We start from the raw sequence: 23,718 nt of genomic DNA on the forward strand, positions 1-23,718 counted from the left end.
ACTAGTTTTTCTTGTATTGTGTCATATAATTAACGCTTACATCATCACCTAATTTATATCTTTTTGTAATTGGGTTATAACTCATTCCAATAATTGAACTTATTGATAATTTAGATGTTCTAGCCCATTCATCTATCTCACTAGGACGAATAAACTTTTGATAATGATGAGTTCCTTTAGGTAATAAATTAAGGATGTACTCTGCTCCAACAATTGCAAAAACATAAGATTTTGGGTTTCTATTTATAGTTGAGAAAAAAACTCTTCCACCTGGCTTAACTAATGAAGAGCAAGCGTCAATCACAAGTGACGGGTCTGGAACATGTTCTAACATTTCAAGACAGGCTATTACATCAAAAGACTCAGACTCAGTTTTAGTTAAATCTTCAGCAGATATTGATAGATAATCAATATCAAGACCTGACTCTAAAAGATGAAGTTTAGCAACTTCTAAACCAGCTTCAGCAAGATCAATTCCAACCACTGTTGCACCTTCAAGAGCAAGAGACTCACTCAAGATGCCTCCACCACATCCCACATCAAGAATACGCTTACCTTTGAGTGAACCACCACATTGTTCTTTTATATAGTTTAGGCGAAGTGGATTTATATCATGAAGAGGCTTAAACTCAGAATTTTTATCCCACCAGCGCGACGCTAGCGCTGCAAATTTATTTACCTCTTCATGATCAACATTTGAATTCATAGTGCCTTTATAAAGTCTAGTACTTCCTGTGCATGACCTTCAACCTTAACTTTGTCCCATTGATTAAGGATCTCTCCATCTGGGCTAATAACAAAAGTAGATCTAACGATTCCAATATGCTCTTTGCCATACATTTTCTTCAGCTTTAAAACATCAAATTGCTTACACAAAGACTCGTCCTCGTCTGAGATTAGGTCAATTGTGTAGTTGAATTTATTGATAAATTTATCATGCGATGAAATGGAGTCTCTAGAGACGCCATAGATCACTGAGTTATTTGCAGCAAAGTCATTATTGAGGCTTGTAAAATCATTACCCTCAATGGTGCACCCAGGGGTGTCATCCTTCGGATAAAAGTAGAGAACAATATTTCTTCCTTGGTCATCAGGAATGTTTACATTTAGATCACTTGTTGCGACACATGTAGTAGGATTTACTTTATTCATATACGATATAATCTCATGGTTTTAATAAAAGCAGTCATTTTATCATTGATATGCAAAATATCCGAAATTTTTCCATAATTGCACATATAGATCATGGCAAGTCTACAATTGCTGACAGGTTCATCCAATATTGTGGAGGACTTAGTGATCGAGAGATGTCCTCACAAGTTCTTGATTCAATGGACATTGAAAAAGAACGTGGTATTACAATCAAGTCTCAAAGTGTCTCCTTAAATTATGATTCTAAAGATGGCCAAACCTATCAATTAAATCTTATTGATACCCCTGGGCATGTTGATTTTTCTTATGAAGTTTCACGCTCACTATCTGCTTGTGAGGGAGCATTATTAATTGTTGATGCCTCTCAAGGGGTCGAGGCTCAGACTGTTGCTAACTGCTACACAGCTCTGGATCAAGGTTTAGAGGTTTTATCTGTTCTTAATAAGATTGACTTATCTGCGGCTGAGCCAGAAAGAGTTGTTGATGAAATTGAAGATGTTATAGGTATAGAGGCTCATGATGCTGTTCATGCCAGTGCAAAATCAGGAATAGGAATAGAAGATATCCTTGAACAAATTGTGGAAAGAATTCCAGCACCTGAAGGAGATATAAATGGCTCTATCAAGGCGCTTATTATTGATTCTTGGTTTGACAATTATTTAGGAGTTGTCTCATTAATTAGAGTTATAGACGGAGAAATAAAGCCAAAATCAAAAATCAAAATATTTTCTAATGGTAATGAGCACCTTGTAGATGAGGTTGGTATCTTCACTCCTAAAAGAACCAAGACTGATAGTTTAAAGGCTGGAGAAGTTGGCTATTTGATTGCTAGTATTAAAAATATTGATGGTGCTCCAGTAGGTGATACTATTACTGGAAGTAAAGATCCAGTTAAGGTTCCATTGGAGGGTTTTAAGCCAGTACAACCAAGAGTTTTTGCAGGTTTATTTCCAACCTCTGGAGAAGATTATGAGAAATTTAGAGATGCACTTGCAAAGTTACGTTTAAACGATGCTGCCTTACAGTATGAGCCTGAAAACTCAGATGCACTTGGGTTTGGTTTTAGGATTGGATTTCTTGGTCTTCTTCATATGGAAATTGTTCAAGAACGTTTGGAGAGAGAATACGATTTAGATTTAATAACAACAGCCCCAACTGTAATTTTTGAAGTTTTAGATACTAAGGGAAATGTAACTAAAATTGATAGCCCATCAAAACTTCCTATCGTTCAATCTATTGTTGAGTTTAGAGAGCCAATTATTACTGCTAACATTTTAGTAACTAACGAATATGTTGGGCCAGTTATTAGCTTGTGTGTTGAAAAAAGGGGTGTGCAAAAAAACATCAACTATATGGGAAGACAAGTTTCTATAGTTTATGAACTTCCACTCAACGAAGTAGTACTTGATTTTTTTGACAAACTCAAGTCAGTTTCAAGAGGTTTTGCATCTATGGATTATCAGTTTGAACGCTATCAAACTGCAGATCTTGTCCGTCTAGATATTCTTATTAATAATGAGGGTGTTGATGCTCTTGCGTTAATAATTCATCGTGATAACTCTACTCATAAAGGCCGAGAAATTGCTGTGAAAATGAAAGAGCTGATACCAAGACAAATGTTTGATGTAGCAATTCAAGCTTGCATTGGATCGAAGATTATTTCCAGAACAAATGTTAAGGCGCTCAGAAAAAATGTAACCGCTAAGTGTTATGGTGGTGATATAACAAGAAAGAGGAAGCTCCTCGAAAAGCAAAAGAAGGGTAAGAAAAGAATGCGCTCAATAGGCCGGGTTGATATTCCTCAAGAGGCTTTTCTTGCTGTCCTTCATATTGATTAAATTATCTCATCTAACCTAGTAAACCAGTCAGTATGATCCTCAGGGCAAACTAAGGTAGGTTTTATATTGGGGGATTTGATAGAGCTTCCCAGAGGAAGTAACATCCATCCGCGTGAAGTCTGTCTTGGAACTCGTGAACCACAATTATGACAAAACGCATTGCCAAAGGTATTTGGAGAAGGTAAGGCGAACTCTCCTCTATTATTCTCTCCTGAAAGCCATACGAATTGTTCAGGCTTTACAAAAAGATTTGTTGCAAAGGCTGCTCCAGTAACTTTGCGACACCTTGAGCACTGGCACATTCCAAAAAACTCATAGGGACCATTCATTTTCCATGATACTTCTCCACAAAGGCATTCACCATTTAAAGTTTTTTCAGTTTGCATAATTAAGTAATTTTTTTATTAATTTTATTACATTGCTAGTATTTCTATAAAAAACTTTGTTCCAAAGTAGGATAGAACTAAAACGGCAAAAGCAATTTGTGTTGATCTTGATACAAGCTTTCCTCTCCATCCAAAAAACTTATGACCAAGAACTATACCCACAAAACCAATCCATGCAATTATTGATAGGATTGTCTTATAGGTAAGCTTCTGAGTAAAAAAATCATCAATATAGTAATATCCTGATATTAAAGAAAAAGTCAATAATAGTGAACCCATCTTTAAAGTTTGATAAAGAAAATCTTCCATTGTTTGGAATGCAGGAAGCTTATCTACAAATGTATTAATATTATGCTCATGTAAAAATTTCTCTTGAATACTTAATAGTATTGATTGAGCCACAGCAAGAGCTAAAAGTGCATATGCACCAATTGAAAGAAAGACATGAATTGCAATTGAAGTTGAAAGAAGCTTTCCCTGGGTTCCAGGAAAAAATAACGCCAGCATTACTAAAATTGCACTTAGAGGGTAAACCAGAATTCCTAAAGAATGAATAGGGCGACTGAATGAAGTTATGAATAGGAGCGTTGCTATAACCCAGGCAACAAAGGACATGCTTATTGTTAGACCAAAAAAAATCCCATTTTGTTGCCAGACATCAAACAATATAAAGCCATGAGAGCTGCTAGCAATTAGAAGTATTAAATTAACAATTGTTCTATGCTGATTTGTAACTTTATCAAGAACAAAATATCTTGTTAAAAATAAACCAGCTATAAGATAAGCAACAAAGGGTAGGGTATGAAGTAAGGGCATCTCTAGCTTTGTAAGAGTAAAAGATTATATAATGGAATATTACACTTTATTTGAATCAAATGTTTGACAATTTAACTGATCGTTTATCTAATAGTTTTAAAGCTATACAAGGTAAAAATAAACTTTCTGAAAATAATATTAAGGAGGCTTTAAGAGAGGTCAGAAGGTCTCTTTTGGAGGCTGATGTCGCGCTTGATGTCATTAAGTTTTTTCTAGATCAGGTTCAAACAAAATCGATTGGTCTTAAGGTTGGTGAAGGCCTGAGTCCATCTCAATCATTTATAAAGCTCGTTGAAAGTGAATTAACTGAAATTATAGGTGGTCAAAATGAATCATTAAATCTTGCGACTCAACCACCAGCTGTAGTAATGGTTGCTGGACTTCAGGGTTCAGGAAAGACTACTTCAATTGCAAAACTTGCTCGTTATCTGAAAGAGGAACAAAAAAAGAAAGTGCTTGTTGTTAGTGCTGACGTTTATAGACCTGCAGCTATAGAGCAGTTGAAAGTTCTTGCTGAACAAGTTGGTGTTGATTTTTTCCCATCAACAGTCGATGAGAAACCAGAAAAAATAGTTTCTGATGCAAAAAAACAAGCTCAGTCGCAGTTTCATGATGTTCTTCTTGTTGATACTGCAGGGCGTCTTCATGTTGATGAACAAATGATGTCTGAAATTCAAGTGCTTCAAAAGCAGGTTAACCCAATAGAGACCTTGTTCGTTGTAGACTCAATGACAGGACAGGATGCTGCACATACTGCAAAAACATTCTCTGATATGCTTCCATTGACTGGTGTTATTCTAACCAAAACTGACGGTGATGCAAGAGGTGGAGCTGCTCTTTCAGTTAGGCATATTACTGGAAAGCCAATTAAATTTATGGGTGTTGGTGAAAAAACTGATGCTTTAGAGCCGTTTTATCCAGATAGATTAGTTTCTCGTATTCTTGGAATGGGAGATGTACTTTCTTTAGTTGAGGAAATTTCAAAAAAAGTTGATCATAAAAAAGCTCAAAAAAATGTCCAAAAAATGGTCAAGGGTAGATTTGATCTTGATGATATGCGAGACCAACTTGAGCAAATGCAGCAAATGGGTGGAATGGGAGCTTTAATGGATAAACTTCCTGGAATGGCAAAAATGCCCCAAAGTGTAAAAAATCAAGTCATTGGAGATAGTGATAGTTCTAGAATGATTGCCATTATAAATTCTATGACACCTAAAGAAAGAACCCACGTTAATCTTATCAAAGGCTCTCGCAAAAAAAGAATTGCTGATGGTTCTGGTACAGATGTTCAAAATGTCAATAAGTTGTTAAAGCAGTTTGAAAAAATGCAAAAAACTATGAAAAAAATGAAAGGTGGAAAAATGAAGAAAATGATGCAACAGATGGGAGATATGCAAGGTGATGGAGGTATGCCAGATCTTTCTCAAATGCCAGGGCTGGGTAATAAAAAATTTCCTTTTTAAAATTGTCTATTGCAGTTTATTTTTTTTGATATAAAATTCTTCGATTAATTAATACTTAATAATAAAAAATGAAACTAAATTTAAAAATATTTGCAGTTTTTTTGTTTAGTTGTTTTTTACTTCAGCCAGGATTATCCCTTGCAGATAATCATGTTGAGACTATTCAACTTTCCTTGGTTATTTCTTCAGCTGATGAAATTAATCTGACTGCAGTAAAGCAAGTAGAAAAAGGATTAAATTCTTTTGAGGCAATTAGTCAACTAGTTATTGTTGGTTCAAAGGATACTAGTTATGGTCCACAAATTATGTCTTTAGGTGGAATAGAGGCTATTGGTAATACTTATTGGGCATTATACGTTGATGGCAAAATGTCAATGGTTGGAGCTCAGGATGTTATTCTTATGAGTGACACATTTATACGCTTGAATATGGAAGCTTTTTAATATATTATTAGACACAAAAAAAGGAGATCTAATATGAGTAATCAAGATCAAAAACTTAATTCGAGTTTTAGTTACTTAGTAATTTTAGCCGTCTTGATTGTTCTCGGTGTTGCTGGTAGGTTATTACCTCACCCACCTAACTTTACTCCAATGGCAGCTATTGCACTATTTGCTGGATTTATATTTATAAAAAGATATATGTCGATTATTGCTGTTGTTGCAACAATGCTTCTATGCGACTATTTTGCTTTTGGCTCACTTTCAGCTAGTTGGTTTGGTTCAAAATCAATGTTTGTTGTTTATCTTGCGTTGTTATTTCCAATAGTTTTTAAGAATTTCTTACAAAAGAAACTTGGTTTACTTAGACTTACTGGCGCAGCACTTGCAAGTTCAACAGTTTTTTTCCTTTCAACTAATTTTGCAGTTTGGGCATTTTCACCAATGTATGAAAAAACATTTGAAGGATTTATTCTTTGTTACACGATGGCTATTCCATTTTTCCATAATACAATCGCAGGTGATTTGGTTTGGACAGGCTTAATATTTGGAACCTATTTAGCTTTACGTAATTATTCCAACTTGCAAATTTTTAAGCAAAAAAATACTCTTATCTTTAATTAAAGCTAGTAGCTTTTTTTGGTTTATGATTCAGTCATAAAAATAACCTTTCTTCAATGAAATAAGGCTCTAGATGACAACACACTTAAAAGGACTTTTAATGACTGTTTTTGCGGTTATTATTTTGAGTCCTGACTCAGTTCTTATTAGACTTGTTGAAGATGCTTCTCCTGAGGTTGATAGTTGGACTGTTTTATTCTGGAGAGGTCTGTTGTATGCAGTTGGTGTCTCCTTGCTTGTTTTTATCAAATATCGGTCAAAAACTATCAAGGAATTTCAAAATATTGGCAAGGGTGGTCTATTAATTGGTTTCTTTTCTGGAATTAGTACTGGAACCTTTGTTTTTGCTATTGTCTACACTTCAATTGCTAATGCGCTAGTTATTATTAGCACTGGACCAATAATGATCGCTATTGTGTCATGGTTTTTATTAAAAGAAAAATCTAGTCTAATTACCTGGGCCTCTATGATTATTGTTTTTATTGGGATTTATATCGTAATGAGTGGTAATTTTGGGGGAGATAAGTTAGTTGGTGACTTATTTGCATTAGCAACAGCTGTTATGATGGGCTTTACATTTACCTTGACTCGAAAATATAAAACAATAAATATGGTTCCAGTGAATGCAATTGGTGGCGTTATTGCAGCTTTCATTGCTTTTATAATGGCTAATAAAATTGCGGTTCCAATTGAAGTTTTTAAATATGTACTTGCAATGGGGACTATCCTTTCAATATCATTTAGTTTGATTACAATTGCTCCAAGATATATGCCAGCAGCAGAAGTTGGGATGATTATGCCCCTAGAGACTGTTCTTGGAACGCTAATCGCTTGGTATGTAATTAACGAAGAGCCAACAGCAAATGCACTTATTGGCGGCTCTATAGTCATTGTTACCTTGTTTTTGCATTCATGGTACAGTAGCAATCTAGCCCGTAAGATTGAAAAAATCTAGGAGAAATTAAGTGTCAAACCATCTTAAAGGTATGTTGATGGCATTTTTTGGTGTTTTTATATTAAGTCCTGATGCTGTTTTAATAAGACTAGCAGATGCAGATAGTTGGTCAATTCTTTTATGGAGAGGTATTTTTTACGCTCTTGGAATTCTAATTATTTTATTAATAACTCATCGATCCAAAGCTCTAAACGAAGTAAAAAAAATTGGTAAAGATGGTGTATTAATTGGAATCCTAACTGGGCTTGGAAGTGTTACTTTTGTATTTGCAGTTCAACTCACTTCAATTGCAAGTGCTCTTGTCATAATTAGTATCATGCCAATGATGACCGCTATCATTTCCTGGCTTATACTTAAAGAGAAGTCAGGAATTTTCACCTGGTTCTCTATGGTGCTTGTGTTCATTGGAATCTATATTGTAATGGATGGTGAACCCAAAGGCTCAAGCTTAATAGGAAATCTATTTGCATTAGCCTCAGTAACATTTGGAGCCACTGGCTTTACGCTTATTAGAAAAAATAAAAGTATTAATATGATTCCTGCAATGGGTGTTAACGCAATTGTATCTGCTCTCATTGCAGCTATTTTTGTAGAAACAGTTATATTGCCACTTGACTCTATGCTCTATATTTTTGTTATGGGTTTAATGGTTTCTTTATCTTTCAGCCTACTTACATCTTCAGGAAGATATATACCTGCAACTGAAGTTGGGATGTTTATGCCATTAGGAGCTGTATTTGGAACTTTAGCAGGTTGGCTAATAATTAATGAGCAACCCTCTAGTGGAGCCTTAATTGGTGGTTTTATTGTCCTGCTAACTATGTTTGTCCATTCTTGGCATAGCAATAAAATTGCAAAAGATTAACAACAAATTAAATTAAAGGTAATTTATTTATGACTAAAATAGTTGCCTATTCGATATTCAATATTTTGACTCAAGTTAATGATAAAAAATAAAGCAATTAGAGCTGATTTAATAATGCTAATAACGGCCGCTATTTGGGGTTTTGCATTTGTTGCTCAGCGGGAAGGGATGGAGACTATGGGACCTTTCCTTTTTAATGGCTCTAGATTTTTTATCGGCGTTGCTGTTTTGTCTCCATTAGTCTGGTATTTATCAAAAAAGAAAAAAACATCAAATAAAGAAGAAGTATCAACTAAAAAGTTACTATTAGCTGGAACGGTAGCGGGATTATTTTTGTTTGCAGCATGTAGCTTTCAACAGGTAGGGTTGCAATATACAACAGCTGGTAAGTCTGGCTTTATTACTGGTTTATATATATTTTTTGTTCCTTTAATCGGTTTATTTTTTGGACAGAAAACAGGTTCTGGCACATGGATTGGAGCTTCAGTTGCTCTCATAGGTCTTTATCTTCTGAGCATCAAGGATGACTTTAGTTTTGCTGAGGGTGATTTGTTTCAACTAATCTGTGCTGTATTTTTTGCTGCACATGTTCTAGTAATTGGCTATCTTGCAAAACGAATGGACCCTTTAAAACTCTCTCTAATTCAGTATGTGGTATCTGCTGTCTTAAGTTTTATTATTGCAATGGCAATTGAGGATATTCGTTGGGATATGATCGTTGATACAGCAATTCCTTTACTTTATGCTGGTGGAATGTCAATAGGTGTTGGCTATACTCTTCAGGTGGTAGCGCAACAGCATGCTAAATCTTCCCATGCGGCAATTATTTTAGGGCTTGAAGGTGCTTTTGCGGTATTAGGTGGCTGGTTGCTCCTAGACGAGCATCTATCAACTAGAGGGCTTATTGGTTGTGTATTAATGTTGACTGGGATGCTTTTATCTCAATTAATACCTAAATTTAACTTAAAAAAGTTGAGCTAGTGATCCAATTATTATTTTTGGCGTGGTATCATAATTTTACACCTGTTGCTAAGAAATAAAATCGTGAAAAACATCATTGAACTTCAAAATATATCTGTATTTCAACAAAGAAATAAAGTCTTTGATGAGTTATCTTTAATAATCAATGAAAGTCAAAATACAGTCATTTTAGGTCCTAATGGCTCAGGGAAAACTACCTTATTAAAGCTTCTAAATCGTGAGCTTTACATTGTCCAAGATAATAAAAGTTATATAAAAATTTTTGATAAAGAGCGTTGGAATATTCAGGAGCTTAGAACTCAGTTGGGAGTTATTTCACAACATCTCCAATATAACTATTCTAATAGTGCTATTGGCCTTTATGTTGTTTTATCTGGCTATTATGCAAGTGATGGTATCTGGCAGCATCAAGTTTTTGATTCTGAAAAATTAGACCGTGCCCATGAGGTTATGGATTTATTAGGATTACTAGAATTAAAGGATCGCCCATTTTTTTCAATGTCAACAGGAGAGCAGCGAAAGTTTCTTTTAGCAAGAGCTCTAGTCCATGACCCTGAAGTACTTGTTTTTGATGAGCCAACAAGTGGACTTGATTTGCGTGCCTGTTTTCAATACCTTGAAATTATTCAAGAGCTTATGAAAAATGGAAAAAAAGTTGTTCTTGTGACTCATCATATTCATGAAATACCTCCTGAAATCACCAGAGTGATCATGATAAAGAAAGGCCAGTTAGTGGATGATGGTAAGAAAGAGGAGATTCTTACAAATAGCAAATTAACCAGTTTATTTGATTGGCCTATAAAGGTTATAAAAGAAAATGGTTATTATCAGGCAATACCTGGCTAATTATTTGTTTTTTGTTCTAAAGAGTGCAGATCTTGCATGGGCCTCTAAACTTTCCCCATCAGCTATAGTAGCCGCAATTTGACCTAAAGTATTTGCCCCTTCTGGTGAAGCCATTATGATACTAGATTTTTTTTGAAAGTCATATACTCCCAGAGGGGATGAAAATCTTGAAGTGCCTGCAGTTGGCAGCACATGATTTGGTCCTGCACAATAATCTCCTAAAGCTTCGGAAGAGAATTTACCCATAAATATTGCACCAGCATGTTTAATATCATCTAACAATGATTCTGGTTCTTCTACTGAAAGCTCTAAATGTTCAGGAGCTATTCTATTAGATATTTCTATTGCTTCATTAATATCTTTGGTTAAGATAAGAGCACCTCTATTTTTAAGCGCCTTTGAAATAATATTAACTCTTTTCATAGTAGGAAGAAGTTTTTTAATGCTATTTTCAACCTGGCTTATGAAATCTTTATCTGGACAAAGAAGAATAGATTGAGCATCTTCATCATGCTCTGCTTGGGAGAATAAGTCCATTGCAATCCAATCAGGGTCTGTAGACCCATCACAAATTACTAAAATTTCAGAGGGGCCTGCAATCATATCAATACCAACTGAGCCAAATACTTGACGTTTAGCAGTTGCAACGTATATATTGCCAGGACCGACTATTTTATCTACTTTTGGAATACTCCCAGTTCCATAAGCAAGAGCTGCAATTGCTTGAGCACCTCCTATGGTAAATACTGAATCAACTTCAGCAATATAAGCTGCTGCTAGAACTAAGTCATTACAAATACCATTAGGCGTAGGAACAACCATAATAAGTTCTTCAACACCAGCCACTCTAGCTGGAATTGAATTCATTAGGACTGAAGAAGGATAGGCAGCTTTTCCACCAGGAACATATAAACCAACACGATCTAAAGGAGTAATTTTTTGACCTAATACAGTTCCATCATTTTCAGTATAAGTCCAAGTTTTGCTAATCTGTTTTTGATGATAACTTTTGATTCTATCCGCAGCAGTTTTGAGAGCATTTTTTTGGTCATTAGATAGATTATCAAATGATTTTTTAAGTCTATCTTTAGATATAGTTAACTCAGCCATTGATGAAACATCAAGAGAATCAAATTTAGCTGTGAGACTAATAAGTGCCTGGTCACCTCTTGTTTGAACATCAGAAATAATTTTTTTAACTACTTCATATATTTCGTCATTAGAGTCATTATCAAATGATAGTAAGGATGATAATTCAGAATCAAAATTTTTACTTTTTGAAGAAAGTTTACGAATCATAAGCTTTTTTCTATCTTTTTTAGCCAAACATTGATTTCTTTATGTTTTGTGTTGAATGAGGCAGAATTAATAATTAATCTTGAGCTAATATTTCTTACTAATTCTCTAGCAACTAAATTATTTGCTTTAAGAGTGTCACCTGTATCTACAAGGTCAACAATACAATCAGATAGTCCCACTATTGGAGCAAGTTCCATAGCACCAGAAAGTTTTATAATCTCAACTTGTTTTCCTTTTGCATGAAAAAATTCTTTAGTAGAATTTACATATTTCGTTGCCACCTTTAAAGAATTTAAATTAAGATCTTGTTTTTCATTAGAGGCAACCATAAGGCGACATTTAGAAATACCTAAATCTAATAATTCAAATACTCCTGATGATCCATGCTCCAACAAAACATCTTTACCAGCTATACCAATATCTGCAGCTCCGTGCTGAACAAAAACTGGAACATCACTAGCTCTAAGAATAATAACTTTAATATTTTCAATATTAGTATTAAGTATTAACTTTCTACTTTGCAGTTCATCAGGCGCAACAAAGAGACCAGCCTTTTTAAGTAGGGGTAGGCTTTGTTCTAATATTCGACCTTTTGAAAGTGCAATTGTAAGCATTTATTTTTTTTATAATAAGTTTAGTGCTGAACTCGTTCAATGTCAGCACCAAGCATTTTAAATTTTTCTTCAATCATTTCATAACCACGATCCAGATGATAGACGCGCTCTATTGAAGTTAACCCATTAGCAGCAAGTCCAGCTAATACAAGACTAGCAGAAGCTCTCAAGTCAGTTGCCATCAGATTTGCTCCAGTAAGTAATTTTACCCCTTTACAAACTACAGTATTGCCTTCAAGATTAAGATTTGCACCCATTCGACTGAGTTCTGGGACATGCATGAAACGATTTTCAAAGATAGTTTCCGTAATAGTGCTACTTCCATCCGCAATAGAGTTTAACGCCATAAATTGAGCTTGCATATCAGTTGGAAAATTTGGGTACGCACTGGTACGAATATTAACTGGTTTTGGACGTTTACCTTTCATATCAAGTTTAATAGAATTTTGATCAGTTTGAATATCAGCTCCTGTTTCAATTAGCTTTCCAATTACAGCCCTCATAGAGTCAGGCTCTATATTATTAACAGTTATCTTGCCACCTGTAATTGCTGCAGCAACAAGATAAGTGCCAGCTTCTATTCTGTCTGGACAAATACTATAATTAACACCATCAAGGCTATCTACTCCTTCAATAATTAATGTAGAAGTATTTTGACCTGAAATTTTAGCACCCATTTTCTTTAAACAAGAAATTAAGTCAGTAACTTCAGGTTCTTGAGCAGCATTATTAATTGTAGTTATTCCCTTAGCAAGGGTCGCTGCCATCAAAATATTTTCTGTTGCAGTAACAGAAATCATATCAAAATTAATTTGTGTCCCAATAAGCTCTTTAGCTTCTGCAAAAATATATCCGTTTTTTACTTCAATCTTAGCACCCATTTTCTCAAGTGCTTCTAGATGAAGATTTACAGGCCGAGTCCCAATTGCACACCCTCCAGGTAGAGAAATTTTAGCTTTTTTGTATTTTGAAAGCATCGGGCCAAGGGTAAGTATTGAAGCCCTCATAGTTTTGACTAATGAATATTCTGCTACAAGATTTGTCAAATTAGAGGAGTCAATATAAATTGAACCATCCTCCTCAAGTACAAAGTTCGCACCCATATCCATTAATAGACGGAGCGTGGTTGATACATCACTTAATTGGGGAGTGTTAGATAGTTTGAGCGGCCCATTAGCAAGAATTGATGCAAAAAAAATAGGTAAAGTAGCATTTTTAGAGCCAGAGGTTTTAATGCTTCCATTTAACGGTAGCCCCCCATTGATAACTAATTTATACATTTATATTAGGATCTACTGAGCATTTTTTCTATAAGACCATCAATTCCTTGACGTTTTATTTTAGAGTCATATCCAACCTTTTCGATATCAACGATACTTATTGTTTGATATACTAAATCATATATTTTCCATCGATTTTTACGAATTAATCGAAGTGTAACTTTAGCACTTGAGCTTTCATTTTTTAAGGAAACCAAGACTTTAACATTTGCAATATTATCAGTTTGAGAATATTGATTATCAACAGATACATTAATATCTTTCCAATCTTTCATATCAGCTAGGATACTTACATAATCTTTAATTAAAGAATTCTTAACGTCTCTTTCAAATATTTTTCTTTGTCTTGTATCAAGGTCCTTCCAATAATCACCTAAAGCAAGTTTGGTACTATGCTCTAAATCCATATATGGAATAATTTTCTTTTTGGTTAAATTTAAAGTGTTTTGTAATGTTCCATTACTTTCAGAATGAAGTGCAATGAATGAGCAAATTACATCATTGACAATTGCCTCAACTTGTTCAGTGGGATTATCAGCAGCCATTTTTGGAGAAATTGATGGACAATCAGCTGCTGAAGCAATTCCGATAAAGCAAAAACTGAATAAGAAAGCCTTTAAAATATTAAGTATAAATTTCATGAAAGCTATTGTACTATATCTACAAAAAAAATTACTGAAATGAAAAGTCAAAATATTAAATTAAGACTGAAAAATCTTTCTAAAGAATCTGGGGTTTATAAGATGCTTGATAAGAAAGGTTCCGTAATCTATGTTGGCAAAGCCAAAAATCTTAAAAATCGAGTTTCAAGTTATTTTAAAAAATCATCAGGAGATGAAAAATTAAAACAACTTCAAGCAAGAATATCTGATTTTGAGGTATTTATTACTAAAACTGAAATCCAAGCTCTTATATTAGAGAATGATTTAATAAAGCAATATAACCCTAAATACAACATTCTTTTAAAAGATGCTAAAAGTTATCCATATTTATACATTAGTGACGACAAGCATCCAAGATTAGGTTTCTTTAGAGGTAAAAAGAATAAAAATTATAAATATTTTGGACCATACCCATCTAAATATGTAGCAAGAGATGCTCTAGTACTATTGAAAAAAATTTTTAAAGTTAGGCAGTGTAGTAATAGTTTTTACAGGGCTCGCTCAAGACCATGTTTAGAATATCAAATAGGCCTTTGCAGTGCACCATGTGTTGGAAAGATTTCAGATGAAAAATATGTTCAAGATGTTAATATGGTCTCTCTATTCTTAAATGGTAAGGCAGGAAAGGTTCTTAATCAAGTGTCTCAGAAAATGGAGAGCGCTTCTATTGAGTTGGATTATGAAGCCGCTGCTGATTATAGAGATCAATTAATTATTCTTAGAAAAATTCAAGAACGTCATGGCTCTCAATTTGAATCGGATATGGATGTAATAAGTGTATCAACAAGTTCAGGTGTCCATTGCGTTGTTATTGTATTTGTTCGCTCAGGAAAACAAGTAGGTAATGAAAAATTTTTCCCAAAGAATGCTAAAGATGAATCTAGTGAAGGAGTCTTAAAAGCTTTTTTGCCACTTTACTATTTGGGAAAAAATATACCTAGAATGATTTTAGTTAGTCATAAATTACAAGATAAAGCTATTTTGGAATTAGCTTTGAAAACTAAAATAATTCAATCTCCTAAATCTGATAAAAAGCATTTTCTTGAAATTGCAAAGCTTAACGCTGATGACCATTTAAAGCAGCATCTAGAGTCAACTTTTACAAAAAATAATCAACTTATTAGTATTCAAAAAGTTTTAGCGTTACCAAGTAAGCCAAATTATATGGAATGTTTTGATATCAGCCATACCATGGGTGAAGCTACAACAGCATCATGTGTGGTTTTTGAAAATGGATTACCAAAGACTAGTAAATATAGGCAGTTTAATATTAATGATATTACACCTGGGGATGATTATGCTGCAATGAATCAAGTTATTTTTCGTCGATACTCAAAACTTCAAAAGCAAAAAAAACAAATGCCAGATATAATTTTTATTGATGGAGGTTTAGGTCAATTGAATCAGGCGATTATGGTAATGGATTCTATTGGGATCGATTCACCTGTTCTTGTTGGAATTGCAAAAGGGGAGGGAAGAAAGGCTGGACTTGAAACTCTTATAATAGTTGAAAATGAAAAAGTTAAGAAAATTAACCTACCACCATTTGATCCAGCTCTTCTTCTCATAAATCATATTAGAGATGAATCACATAGATTTGCAATTAAGAATCATCGAAAAAAACGAGCAAAAAGTCGAACCCAGTCCTCTCTTGAGTCAATTAAAGGTGTTGGTTCCCTCAAAAGAAGCGCTCTGTTAAATCATTTTGGAGGTCTTCAAGAAATTGAGAATGCTAGTGTTGATGAACTTCAAAAAGTTGTTGGCATTAATAATAAATTAGCGTCTAAAATACGAGAGTCATTAAAAAAATAAAATTAATATGTTTATACTTAGATTGTTCATTGTTGCAGGTGTAGTTAGCTACGTAATTTGGCTTTTTTATACCCGAATTTTAAAAAAAGATATTGCTCTTACCATGGTCATTTCATGGGTTCTAGTAGCAACATTTTTGATTTATCTTGTGCTTGGTAGTATATCTTTTTTAGTTGAAGGCTCTATCCCTTAGAAGAAATTACTAGGGTATTTAGATGATTTGTATTAGTAATAATTCGGTTTGTGGCATTAACTATTATCGATAAATTAGAGACCTCCCAAACTGGTATATCTCGCATATGATCTCCCATATAGTCAAAGTTTTTTTCACCATAACGTTTCACTAAGGTTTCTGCCTTATTATGACTTGACAAATTAAAGTCTTTATTACTAGCCATAACATCATCAAAAATTTTAAGATGCTTTGCTACTGCAAATGCATAATTTTTATGTGAAGCTGTTGCAAGTACTATTTGACTCCCTTGTTTTTTTCTTTGCATAATAAAGCTAATAACATCTTCATTATATGGCAGCTCAGATATATTAATTTCAAATCGCCTTACTAATTGGTCTTTAAGAAAGCCCTTGCCTTTCCAAAGCCAAAATAAATAATGGAAAATTAACCATGGTCTTTTAGATAAAACACCCAGAGAAGATAAAAATAACAAATCAGTATCAATAAGAGTGTGGTCCAAGTCAACAATTAAAGGAATTAAATTTTTATCCATTATCTAATTTACTCCATTGTTCATAAAGTGATTCTAATTTTTTTTCCATCTCATATAATTTGATATTTAAATTGTGAGCATCTGGATTTTGATAGAAATCTGGATCAGAAAGTGATTTTTGAGCAACAAAAATTTCATTTTCTAGATTTTCAATATCACCAGGTATGGATTTTAATAGTTGTTGATCATTATATGAAAGCTTTTGCTTTGGTTTTTCTAGCCTAGCTTTTAAATTGTTACCCTTATTAGAAATTATATTTTTTTTATCTTTAACTTGGGCAATATAATCATCATATCCTCCTGAATACTGCTCAATAACAGCATTTCCCTCCATTACTATGGTTGAGCTAACAATATTGTTTAAAAATGTTCTATCATGAGAGATTAGAATTACTGTTCCTGAATAATCAATTAACATTTCTTCTAATAATTCAAGAGTTTCAACATCTAGATCATTAGTAGGCTCATCAAGTACTAAAAGATTCGCAGGTTGAGATAAGATTTTTGCAAGCATTAGTCGATTTTTCTCACCACCTGAAAACATTTTTATTGGAGCCATTGCTTGTTTACCTGTAAATAAAAATTGTCTTAAATATCCAATTACATGCTTATTTTTGCCATTTATATCTATGTAATCTTTGCCTCCAGACACAAAGTCCATAGCCTTCATATTTGGCTCTAGAGTCTCTCTCATCTGATCATAGTATGCTAGTTGGATTGTCTTCGATCGTCGAATAGAGCCTAAATCAGGAATTAATTGACCAAGAAGAAGCCGAATTAAGGTAGATTTTCCAGAACCATTACCTCCAATAATGCCTATTTTTTCTCCCTTTAAAACTAATAGAGAAAATAATTTAACAAGCTCAAGTTGATTAATTTTATAGCTAATATTTTTTACTTCAAAAACAATTTTAGAGACTCGTTTTTCATCTTCTAAAGCATGAATTTTTACTTGACCTTGTTGCTTACGTTTATTAGTAAACTGTCTACGCATTTCTTCAAGTGCTCTAACGCGGCCTTCATTTCGGGTTCGTCTAGCCTTAATACCCTGTCGAATCCATGTTTCCTCCTGAGCAAGTTTTTTGTTAAATCTTGCATTTTCAAGCTCTTCACTATTAAGTAAATTTTCTTTTCTTTTTAAATAATCTTGATAGCCACAATCAAATATTGATAATTTTCCACGATCAAGATCAAAAATTTTATTAACAATTCCTCTTACAAAAGAACGATCATGGCTAATAAGAATAAGTGTTCCATGATAATCTTTTAACATTTTTTCTAAATCAAGGATTGCTGTAATATCCATATGGTTTGTTGGCTCGTCAAGCAAAAGAAGATCTGGTTCTTGAACAATTGCTTTTGCTAGCATTACTCTCCTTTTCCAGCCGCCAGATAGGGTTGAGAGTCTTGCGTTAGCATCTAACTTAAATCGATTTAAAATAGTTTCAATTTGATGTAAATAGTGCCATAAATCCCTACTTTCAATTTCTTCTTGTAGTTGAGAGTTTTTTTTATTATCACCATTTTGTAATGACTCATGATAACTTGCAAGAAGATCTCCAACTTCTCCTAGGCCTTGAGCTACAATACTGAATAGAAAATAATCATTATCTTCAGGTGGTTGTTGCTCTAGATAACTTATTCTAGTGTTATTTTTGACTTTTAAATTGCCATCATCTGCATTAATATATCCAGCTAAAACTTTCAGAAAGCTTGATTTCCCCTCACCATTTCTTCCAATCAAGCCTATCTTGTCACCTTTTAAGATTGTTGCATTGATTTCATCTAGAATTATTTTTTCAGAAAATCTTAATGAAATATTGTCTAAGGTTATTAGTGGCATACGTTAAAATTTATATTTTTAAATAACAGCTATTTGAATGCGTTATTTTATTCAATTTATAGTCTTACTTATACTTATTCAAGGTACTTATGCTGAAAGTATAGAGGCCAATGATTTTAACAATGTTGTTCAAGAAGAAAGATATACTGAGCTAATCAATAATATTAGGTGTCCAGTTTGTCAAGGCCAAAGTATTGGTGGATCCAATTCAGGTCTTGCAAAAGATCTTCGTAAGCAAGTTCAAGATATGATTCTTAGTGGTGACTCTGATAAAGATATTTATTCATATATGATTCAACGATATGGAGACTTTGTTGTTTTTAAGCCACCAATTAACTATACAACTTATTTTCTCTGGTTTGCACCTTTAATATTTTTAGTTCTTTGTTTTATTTATTTATTTAAAGCCACACGAAATAAAAACAATTCAGACAATAAAACACCCAATGAAATTGAAAGAGCTAAAAATTTATTGAAATGATAAATATGAATACTAATAATGAAATAAGTGATTTAGTAGTTGAGGCATATAAGCATCAAAAAAATGGAGATTTGTCTCTTGCAATTCAGGGTTGGAATGCGCTAATTAATCATAGCTCAACGGATAAAGAATTAATATCAAATGCATTTTTGAATCTTGGAAACCTTCATTTACAACAAGGTAATGGAGATCTTGCTTATGAAAGTATGGCTAAAGCTATTTCAGCTAATCCAAATAGTTCTGAGGCATTTTTTTGTATGGCCTACATGGAGCAGGAAAAGGAAAACTTTAATGAGGCAATAAATTTTTTTGAAGCTGCATTAAAACTTAAACCAAAAGATGTTGGTGCAATAAATAACTTAGGTAACTGTTATGACCGATTAAATGCTGCTGATAAAGCAATAAATACTTATTCAAAAGCAATATTGATAGATTCTAAATATATTGCAGCTTATTATAATCGAGGAAACGCATACTCTAAAATAGCAAAGGATGAATTAGCGCTTAAAGATTTTAATAAGGCTATTGAATTAGATAATAATTTTTATCAAGCATATTATAATCGAGGCTCTGTTCTTGAAAGACTTGGAAAGAAAAAGATGGCAGAAAGTGACTTTAAAAATGCTAAAAAAATAGCTGAGGATGAAATTGAAAAATCAAAAAAATGATGAGACTAATGTGAATTATCAAGAAGAGAATAAATTAGTTGCTGAAAGAAAATCAAAATTAGCCTCCTTAAGAGAAGCTGGTAATCCATTTATTAATGATTTTAAACCTGAAAACTTAGCCAAATCTCTTCATGAGGAATTTGACGAGTTTTCCAATGATCAGCTTCAAGAAAGTAAAAATAAAGTCTCTATTGCTGGAAGAATAATGCTTAAAAGAGTTATGGGAAAGGCAAGTTTTGTTCAGCTCCAAGATACCTCAGATCAAATACAGCTTTTTGTCACAAGGGATGAGCTTGATGATGGTTTTTATAATGAGCAATTTAAGAAATGGGACATTGGAGATATTGTTGGCGCTAAAGGAGTCCTTTTTAAGACACAAACTGGTGAACTTTCAGTTAGAGTTAGTGAAATCAAATTGCTTACAAAATCACTGCGACCTTTGCCTGAAAAGTTTCATGGCTTATCTGACCAAGAAACAATATATAGACAGCGATATGTCGATTTAATAATGAATGAAGAATCCCGTAAAGTTTTTCAAAGGCGATCAGAAATTATTGCTTATATTAGGCAATTTTTTATTACTAATCAATATTTGGAAGTAGAGACTCCAATGATGCAAGTTATTCCTGGAGGTGCAGTAGCAAAACCATTTATTACTCATCATAATGCATTAGATATGGATTTATATTTAAGAATCGCTCCAGAGCTTTATCTCAAGCGCCTTGTTGTTGGTGGATTTGATCGAGTTTTTGAGATTAATCGTAACTTTAGGAATGAAGGCCTCTCTACAAGACATAATCCTGAATTTACGATGATTGAGTTTTATCAGGCTTATGCTACATATCATGATTTTATGGATCTTACTGAGAGTTTAATTAAGGGGATTGCCTTAGATGTTTGTAAAGCTTCTAAAATTAAGTATCAGGAAAATGAGTTTGATTTTTCAAAACCATTTGATCGTTTAAGTGTATTTGATTCAATTTTAAAATACAATCCAAAATTAAATGCCAGTGACCTATCAGAAGAAAATGCTATGAAAACTGCAAAGAATTTAGATATTCATATTAAGGATAGTTGGGGTCTTGGTAAGATTCAAATTGAAATTTTCGAAGCAACTGTTGAAGAAAAGCTAATTCATCCAACATTTGTTACTGAATATCCAACTGAAGTGTCTCCTTTGGCAAGGAAAAATGATAATAATCCATTTATAACTGATCGATTTGAATTATTTATTGGTGGTCGGGAAATTGCAAATGGATTTTCAGAGCTTAATGACTCTGAAGATCAGGCACAAAGGTTTCAAGATCAGGTTGCTGAAAAAGATGCTGGAGATGATGAGGCAATGCATTACGATGCGGACTATATAAGAGCTCTTGAATATGGTATGCCTCCAACTGCAGGAGAAGGTATTGGTATTGATCGTTTAATTATGTTATTCACAAATGCTGCATCAATACGTGATGTTTTGCTTTTTCCTCATATGAGACCAGAATTTGAAAAATAATTTTAATTTTCCTTAATATGATTCCAGTCTTAACTATTGATGGACCTAGTGGAGTTGGAAAGGGGACTGTTGCTAGCGTTATTGCTAATAATTTGAACTGGCATATTTTAGACTCTGGTGCAATTTATCGATCTTTAGCATTGGCAGTAACTATTAAAAATATTTCATTAGATAATTTAGATAAGTTGTTAGAATTATCATCTGAACTTGATCTGAGATTCGAAACTAATAATAAGACAAAGCATCTTAATATATATCTTGATAATGTTGAGGTTTCAGCCCAACTGAGAACTGAGAAAATTGCTGCTATTGCTTCAAAACTTGCCATGATTGGGCCTCTTAGAGACTCATTACTAATTAGACAAAAAAAATTTAAAATGTTGCCAGGATTAGTTGCTGATGGAAGAGATATGGGCACAGTTGTATTCTCAGATGCTCCATTTAAAGTTTTTTTAACTGCAAATGTAGAGGAGAGAGCAAAAAGAAGGTTAAAACAGTTGCATGAACAAGGCATTACTGGTAACATTTCGCAAACTTTGGATGAGGTAAAGAAAAGGGATGAAAGGGACGTAAGTCGAAAGCATTCCCCCTTAAAACCTGCTAAAGATGCATTAATAATCGATACATCTGATTTAGATATTAATGAAGTCATTGCGAAAGTAATGGCGCTAGTTAAGGCTTAAGCGGTTAAGTCTTTTATTTTTAACTAACCCGATAAGAATTAAGCAAAAACCGATATAGCTTAATAATTAGCGGCAAACATCGAGATTATATGTCAGAATCATTTTCCGAGCTATTTGAAAATAGCGAAATACAACAAAACGTAAAACCTGGAGCCCTACTAATGGGAACAGTTGTCAGCATGAATCGTGAAAAAGCGATTATTAATGTTGGTCTTAAATCTGAAGGTTTTATTTCATTAAACGAATTTAAAGATCCTAAGGGCGTTCTTGAAATCACAGAAGGTGATGTAGTAGAAGTTGCACTTGAGTCTATTGATGATGGTTTAGGCCATACATTATTGTCCCGTGAAAAAGCTAAACGTATTAAGATGTGGCAAGAGCTGGAAGCTGCTATGAACTCTAAAGAGGTTGTAAAAGGTATTGTTACAGGTTCAGTGAAGGGTGGAATGACAGTTGATATTGGTGTTATCAAGGCATTCTTACCTGGCTCATTAGTTGATGTTAGACCTGTTAAAGATTTTGATTTTCTCTTAGGTCAAGAAATTGAAGCCATTGTTATCAAAATGGATGAAGTAAGGAATAATATTGTTATTTCTAGAAAAGCAGTCATGCAAGAAGTTAATTCAGCAGACAGAGAAGCACTAATTGAAAATCTAGATACTGGTAAAGAAGTTGAAGGAATTGTTAAAAATCTTGCTGACTATGGTGCTTTTGTTGACCTTGGTGGTGTAGATGGACTTCTTCACATTACAGATATTTCTTGGCAGCGTGTTAATCACCCATCTGAGAAATTAGCAATAGGTGATAAGATTACAGTTAAGATTCTAAATTATGACAAAGAAAAAATGAGAGTCTCATTAGGACTTAAGCAGTTAACTCCAAGTCCTTGGGATAATATTTCTGAACGCTTGCCAATGGGTAAAAAAGTCTCTGGTGTTGTTTCTAATCTAACAGATTATGGCGCGTTTGTTCGAATTGAAGAGGGTGTTGAAGGCCTTGTGCATGTTAGCGAAATGGACTGGACCAACGCAAATGCAAGACCTTCTAAGTTTGTAAAACTAGGCCAGGAAGTTGATGTTGTTATTCTAGATGTTCAAGAATCAAAGCATAGAATTTCATTAAGCATGAAGCAAGCAAAAGAAAATCCATGGGAGGCTTTTGAAGGCTCTCATAATAAGAATGATACAATAAACGTAACGATTAAATCCATTACCGATTTTGGACTTTTTGTTGGACTTCCAGGTGGAATAGATGGGCTTATTCATTTAGCTGATATTTCTTGGGAAAAGCAATCTCCTGATCAAATCGTGTCAACCTTTTCAAAGGGACAAGAGCTTGATGTAGTTATTCTTAATATTGATGCTGAAAAAGAACGTATTTCATTAGGTATTAAACAACTTACATCAGATAATTTCTCTCAATATGCAACATCGAATCCTAAAGGATCAGTGGTAAAAGGAACTATTCATGAAGTTGATGCAAGAGGAGCAGTTATTGAACTTGCTGAAGGGATAACGGGTTATCTTAAATCATCTGAAATCTCTCAAGATAGAGTAGAGGATGCATCAACAGTTTTAAAGCAAGGTGCAGAGGTTGAAGTTGCTATTATTCTAATAGATAAAAGAACAAGAAAGGTTTCTCTAAGTATGAAAGCCAAAGATTCAGTTGAAGAAAAAGCAGCAATGGAAGATTATAATAATCAATCTTCACAATCTGCAGGGTCTACTCTTGGTGATCTTTTAAAAGAAGCAAAAGATAAATAAACCTTAATTTTGTTTCTA

The 23,718-nt window shown here is 33.6% G+C and carries 25 protein-coding genes; 15 read left to right on the top strand and 10 right to left on the bottom strand.

What is annotated here, in order from left to right; translation table 11 throughout:
• Window position 1 precedes the first annotated feature (1 nt).
• Together ubiG and CRN91_RS04805 are read right to left on the bottom strand one after the other, a co-directional pair.
• A complete protein-coding gene (gene ubiG / locus CRN91_RS04800) occupies window positions 2-706 on the bottom strand; it encodes a bifunctional 2-polyprenyl-6-hydroxyphenol methylase/3-demethylubiquinol 3-O-methyltransferase UbiG (RefSeq protein ID WP_114115306.1) in 705 nt (234 codons plus the stop codon).
• The gene (locus CRN91_RS04805; protein WP_114115307.1) at window positions 703-1,152 is read right to left on the bottom strand and encodes a peroxiredoxin; all 450 of its coding nucleotides are present in this window, start codon (window positions 1,150-1,152) and stop codon (window positions 703-705) included. Before CRN91_RS04805 ends, ubiG begins: the two co-directional genes overlap by 4 nt.
• A gap of 50 nt (window positions 1,153-1,202) precedes the next feature.
• Between CRN91_RS04805 and lepA the strand changes: the two genes are divergently transcribed.
• Window positions 1,203-2,990 (top strand): translation elongation factor 4, encoded by a 1,788-nt coding sequence (gene lepA, locus CRN91_RS04810; RefSeq protein ID WP_114115308.1) that lies wholly within the window; start codon window positions 1,203-1,205, stop codon window positions 2,988-2,990.
• Here lepA and CRN91_RS04815 read toward each other — a convergent pair.
• Both CRN91_RS04815 and CRN91_RS04820 read right to left on the bottom strand, forming a co-directional pair.
• Window positions 2,987-3,376: a GFA family protein gene (locus CRN91_RS04815; RefSeq protein ID WP_114115309.1), complete on the bottom strand. Its 390-nt coding sequence runs from the start codon at window positions 3,374-3,376 to the stop codon at window positions 2,987-2,989. The two genes, lepA and CRN91_RS04815, sit on opposite strands and share 4 nt — an antisense overlap.
• Before the next feature lie 27 nt (window positions 3,377-3,403).
• Entirely contained in the window at window positions 3,404-4,192 is a 789-nt protein-coding gene (locus CRN91_RS04820; protein ID WP_114115310.1) for a cytochrome C assembly family protein, read from the bottom strand.
• A 59-nt stretch (window positions 4,193-4,251) separates the two neighbouring features.
• Here CRN91_RS04820 and ffh point away from each other — a divergent pair, with 59 nt between their 5' ends.
• From ffh to CRN91_RS04855, 7 genes are all read left to right on the top strand, one after another.
• Window positions 4,252-5,655: a signal recognition particle protein gene (ffh, locus tag CRN91_RS04825; protein WP_114115311.1), complete on the top strand. Its 1,404-nt coding sequence runs from the start codon at window positions 4,252-4,254 to the stop codon at window positions 5,653-5,655.
• Window positions 5,656-5,723: 68 nt separating this feature from the next.
• Window positions 5,724-6,098: a DUF4430 domain-containing protein gene (locus CRN91_RS04830; RefSeq protein ID WP_114115312.1), complete on the top strand. Its 375-nt coding sequence runs from the start codon at window positions 5,724-5,726 to the stop codon at window positions 6,096-6,098.
• A 33-nt stretch (window positions 6,099-6,131) separates the two neighbouring features.
• Window positions 6,132-6,719, top strand: coding sequence for a DUF6580 family putative transport protein (locus CRN91_RS04835; protein WP_114115313.1), 588 nt, complete (start codon window positions 6,132-6,134; stop codon window positions 6,717-6,719).
• A 70-nt stretch (window positions 6,720-6,789) separates the two neighbouring features.
• The gene (locus tag CRN91_RS04840; RefSeq protein WP_114115314.1) at window positions 6,790-7,671 is read left to right on the top strand and encodes a DMT family transporter; all 882 of its coding nucleotides are present in this window, start codon (window positions 6,790-6,792) and stop codon (window positions 7,669-7,671) included.
• Window positions 7,672-7,681: 10 nt separating this feature from the next.
• Window positions 7,682-8,536, top strand: a complete 855-nt coding sequence (locus CRN91_RS04845; RefSeq protein WP_114115315.1) for a DMT family transporter — start codon at window positions 7,682-7,684, stop codon at window positions 8,534-8,536.
• 78 nt (window positions 8,537-8,614) lie between these two features.
• The gene (locus CRN91_RS04850; protein WP_114115316.1) at window positions 8,615-9,517 is read left to right on the top strand and encodes a DMT family transporter; all 903 of its coding nucleotides are present in this window, start codon (window positions 8,615-8,617) and stop codon (window positions 9,515-9,517) included.
• Between the two features lie 63 nt (window positions 9,518-9,580).
• On the top strand, window positions 9,581-10,363 hold the full coding sequence (locus CRN91_RS04855) for an ABC transporter ATP-binding protein (protein WP_254424914.1): 783 nt from the start codon (window positions 9,581-9,583) through the stop codon (window positions 10,361-10,363).
• Here CRN91_RS04855 and hisD read toward each other — a convergent pair whose 3' ends face one another.
• From hisD to CRN91_RS04875, 4 genes are read right to left on the bottom strand one after another with little or no spacing between them, the layout of a single operon-like run.
• The gene (hisD, locus tag CRN91_RS04860; protein WP_174688438.1) at window positions 10,364-11,662 is read right to left on the bottom strand and encodes a histidinol dehydrogenase; all 1,299 of its coding nucleotides are present in this window, start codon (window positions 11,660-11,662) and stop codon (window positions 10,364-10,366) included.
• Entirely contained in the window at window positions 11,659-12,276 is a 618-nt protein-coding gene (gene hisG, locus CRN91_RS04865; RefSeq protein ID WP_114115319.1) for an ATP phosphoribosyltransferase, read from the bottom strand. Before hisG ends, hisD begins: the two co-directional genes overlap by 4 nt.
• Window positions 12,277-12,296: 20 nt before the next feature.
• The gene (gene murA, locus CRN91_RS04870; RefSeq protein WP_114115320.1) at window positions 12,297-13,556 is read right to left on the bottom strand and encodes a UDP-N-acetylglucosamine 1-carboxyvinyltransferase; all 1,260 of its coding nucleotides are present in this window, start codon (window positions 13,554-13,556) and stop codon (window positions 12,297-12,299) included.
• 5 nt (window positions 13,557-13,561) lie between these two features.
• Window positions 13,562-14,197: an MlaC/ttg2D family ABC transporter substrate-binding protein gene (locus tag CRN91_RS04875; protein WP_114115321.1), complete on the bottom strand. Its 636-nt coding sequence runs from the start codon at window positions 14,195-14,197 to the stop codon at window positions 13,562-13,564.
• 39 nt (window positions 14,198-14,236) lie between these two features.
• On the opposite strand from CRN91_RS04875, the gene uvrC reads away from it, so the two are divergent.
• The gene (uvrC, locus tag CRN91_RS04880; protein ID WP_114115322.1) at window positions 14,237-16,030 is read left to right on the top strand and encodes an excinuclease ABC subunit UvrC; all 1,794 of its coding nucleotides are present in this window, start codon (window positions 14,237-14,239) and stop codon (window positions 16,028-16,030) included.
• Between the two features lie 7 nt (window positions 16,031-16,037).
• A complete protein-coding gene (locus CRN91_RS04885; protein WP_114115323.1) occupies window positions 16,038-16,223 on the top strand; it encodes a hypothetical protein in 186 nt (61 codons plus the stop codon).
• Here CRN91_RS04885 and CRN91_RS04890 read toward each other — a convergent pair.
• Window positions 16,213-16,758 carry a haloacid dehalogenase-like hydrolase gene (locus CRN91_RS04890; protein ID WP_114115324.1) on the bottom strand — a complete coding sequence of 182 codons (546 nt, stop codon included), beginning with the start codon at window positions 16,756-16,758 and terminating at the stop codon, window positions 16,213-16,215. The genes CRN91_RS04885 and CRN91_RS04890 overlap by 11 nt on opposite strands.
• Window positions 16,751-18,601, bottom strand: a complete 1,851-nt coding sequence (locus CRN91_RS04895) for an ATP-binding cassette domain-containing protein (protein WP_114115325.1) — start codon at window positions 18,599-18,601, stop codon at window positions 16,751-16,753. Before CRN91_RS04895 ends, CRN91_RS04890 begins: the two co-directional genes overlap by 8 nt.
• Window positions 18,602-18,638: 37 nt before the next feature.
• On the opposite strand from CRN91_RS04895, the gene CRN91_RS04900 reads away from it, so the two are divergent.
• From CRN91_RS04900 to rpsA, 5 genes are all read left to right on the top strand, one after another.
• The gene (locus CRN91_RS04900; RefSeq protein WP_114115326.1) at window positions 18,639-19,082 is read left to right on the top strand and encodes a cytochrome c-type biogenesis protein; all 444 of its coding nucleotides are present in this window, start codon (window positions 18,639-18,641) and stop codon (window positions 19,080-19,082) included.
• Window positions 19,083-19,087: 5 nt separating this feature from the next.
• The gene (locus tag CRN91_RS04905; protein ID WP_114116066.1) at window positions 19,088-19,750 is read left to right on the top strand and encodes a tetratricopeptide repeat protein; all 663 of its coding nucleotides are present in this window, start codon (window positions 19,088-19,090) and stop codon (window positions 19,748-19,750) included.
• Window positions 19,751-19,760: 10 nt separating this feature from the next.
• Complete coding sequence (gene lysS, locus CRN91_RS04910) at window positions 19,761-21,254, top strand: lysine--tRNA ligase (RefSeq protein ID WP_114116065.1); 1,494 nt, start codon at window positions 19,761-19,763, stop codon at window positions 21,252-21,254.
• A 17-nt stretch (window positions 21,255-21,271) separates the two neighbouring features.
• The gene (gene cmk / locus CRN91_RS04915; protein WP_114115327.1) at window positions 21,272-21,937 is read left to right on the top strand and encodes a (d)CMP kinase; all 666 of its coding nucleotides are present in this window, start codon (window positions 21,272-21,274) and stop codon (window positions 21,935-21,937) included.
• Window positions 21,938-22,026: 89 nt separating this feature from the next.
• Window positions 22,027-23,700, top strand: a complete 1,674-nt coding sequence (gene rpsA, locus CRN91_RS04920; RefSeq protein ID WP_114115328.1) for a 30S ribosomal protein S1 — start codon at window positions 22,027-22,029, stop codon at window positions 23,698-23,700.
• The last annotated feature ends 18 nt before the right edge of the window (window positions 23,701-23,718 follow it).

Source organism: Candidatus Thioglobus sp. NP1 (assembly GCF_003326015.1).
Lineage (GTDB): Bacteria > Pseudomonadota > Gammaproteobacteria > PS1 > Pseudothioglobaceae > Pseudothioglobus > Pseudothioglobus singularis_A.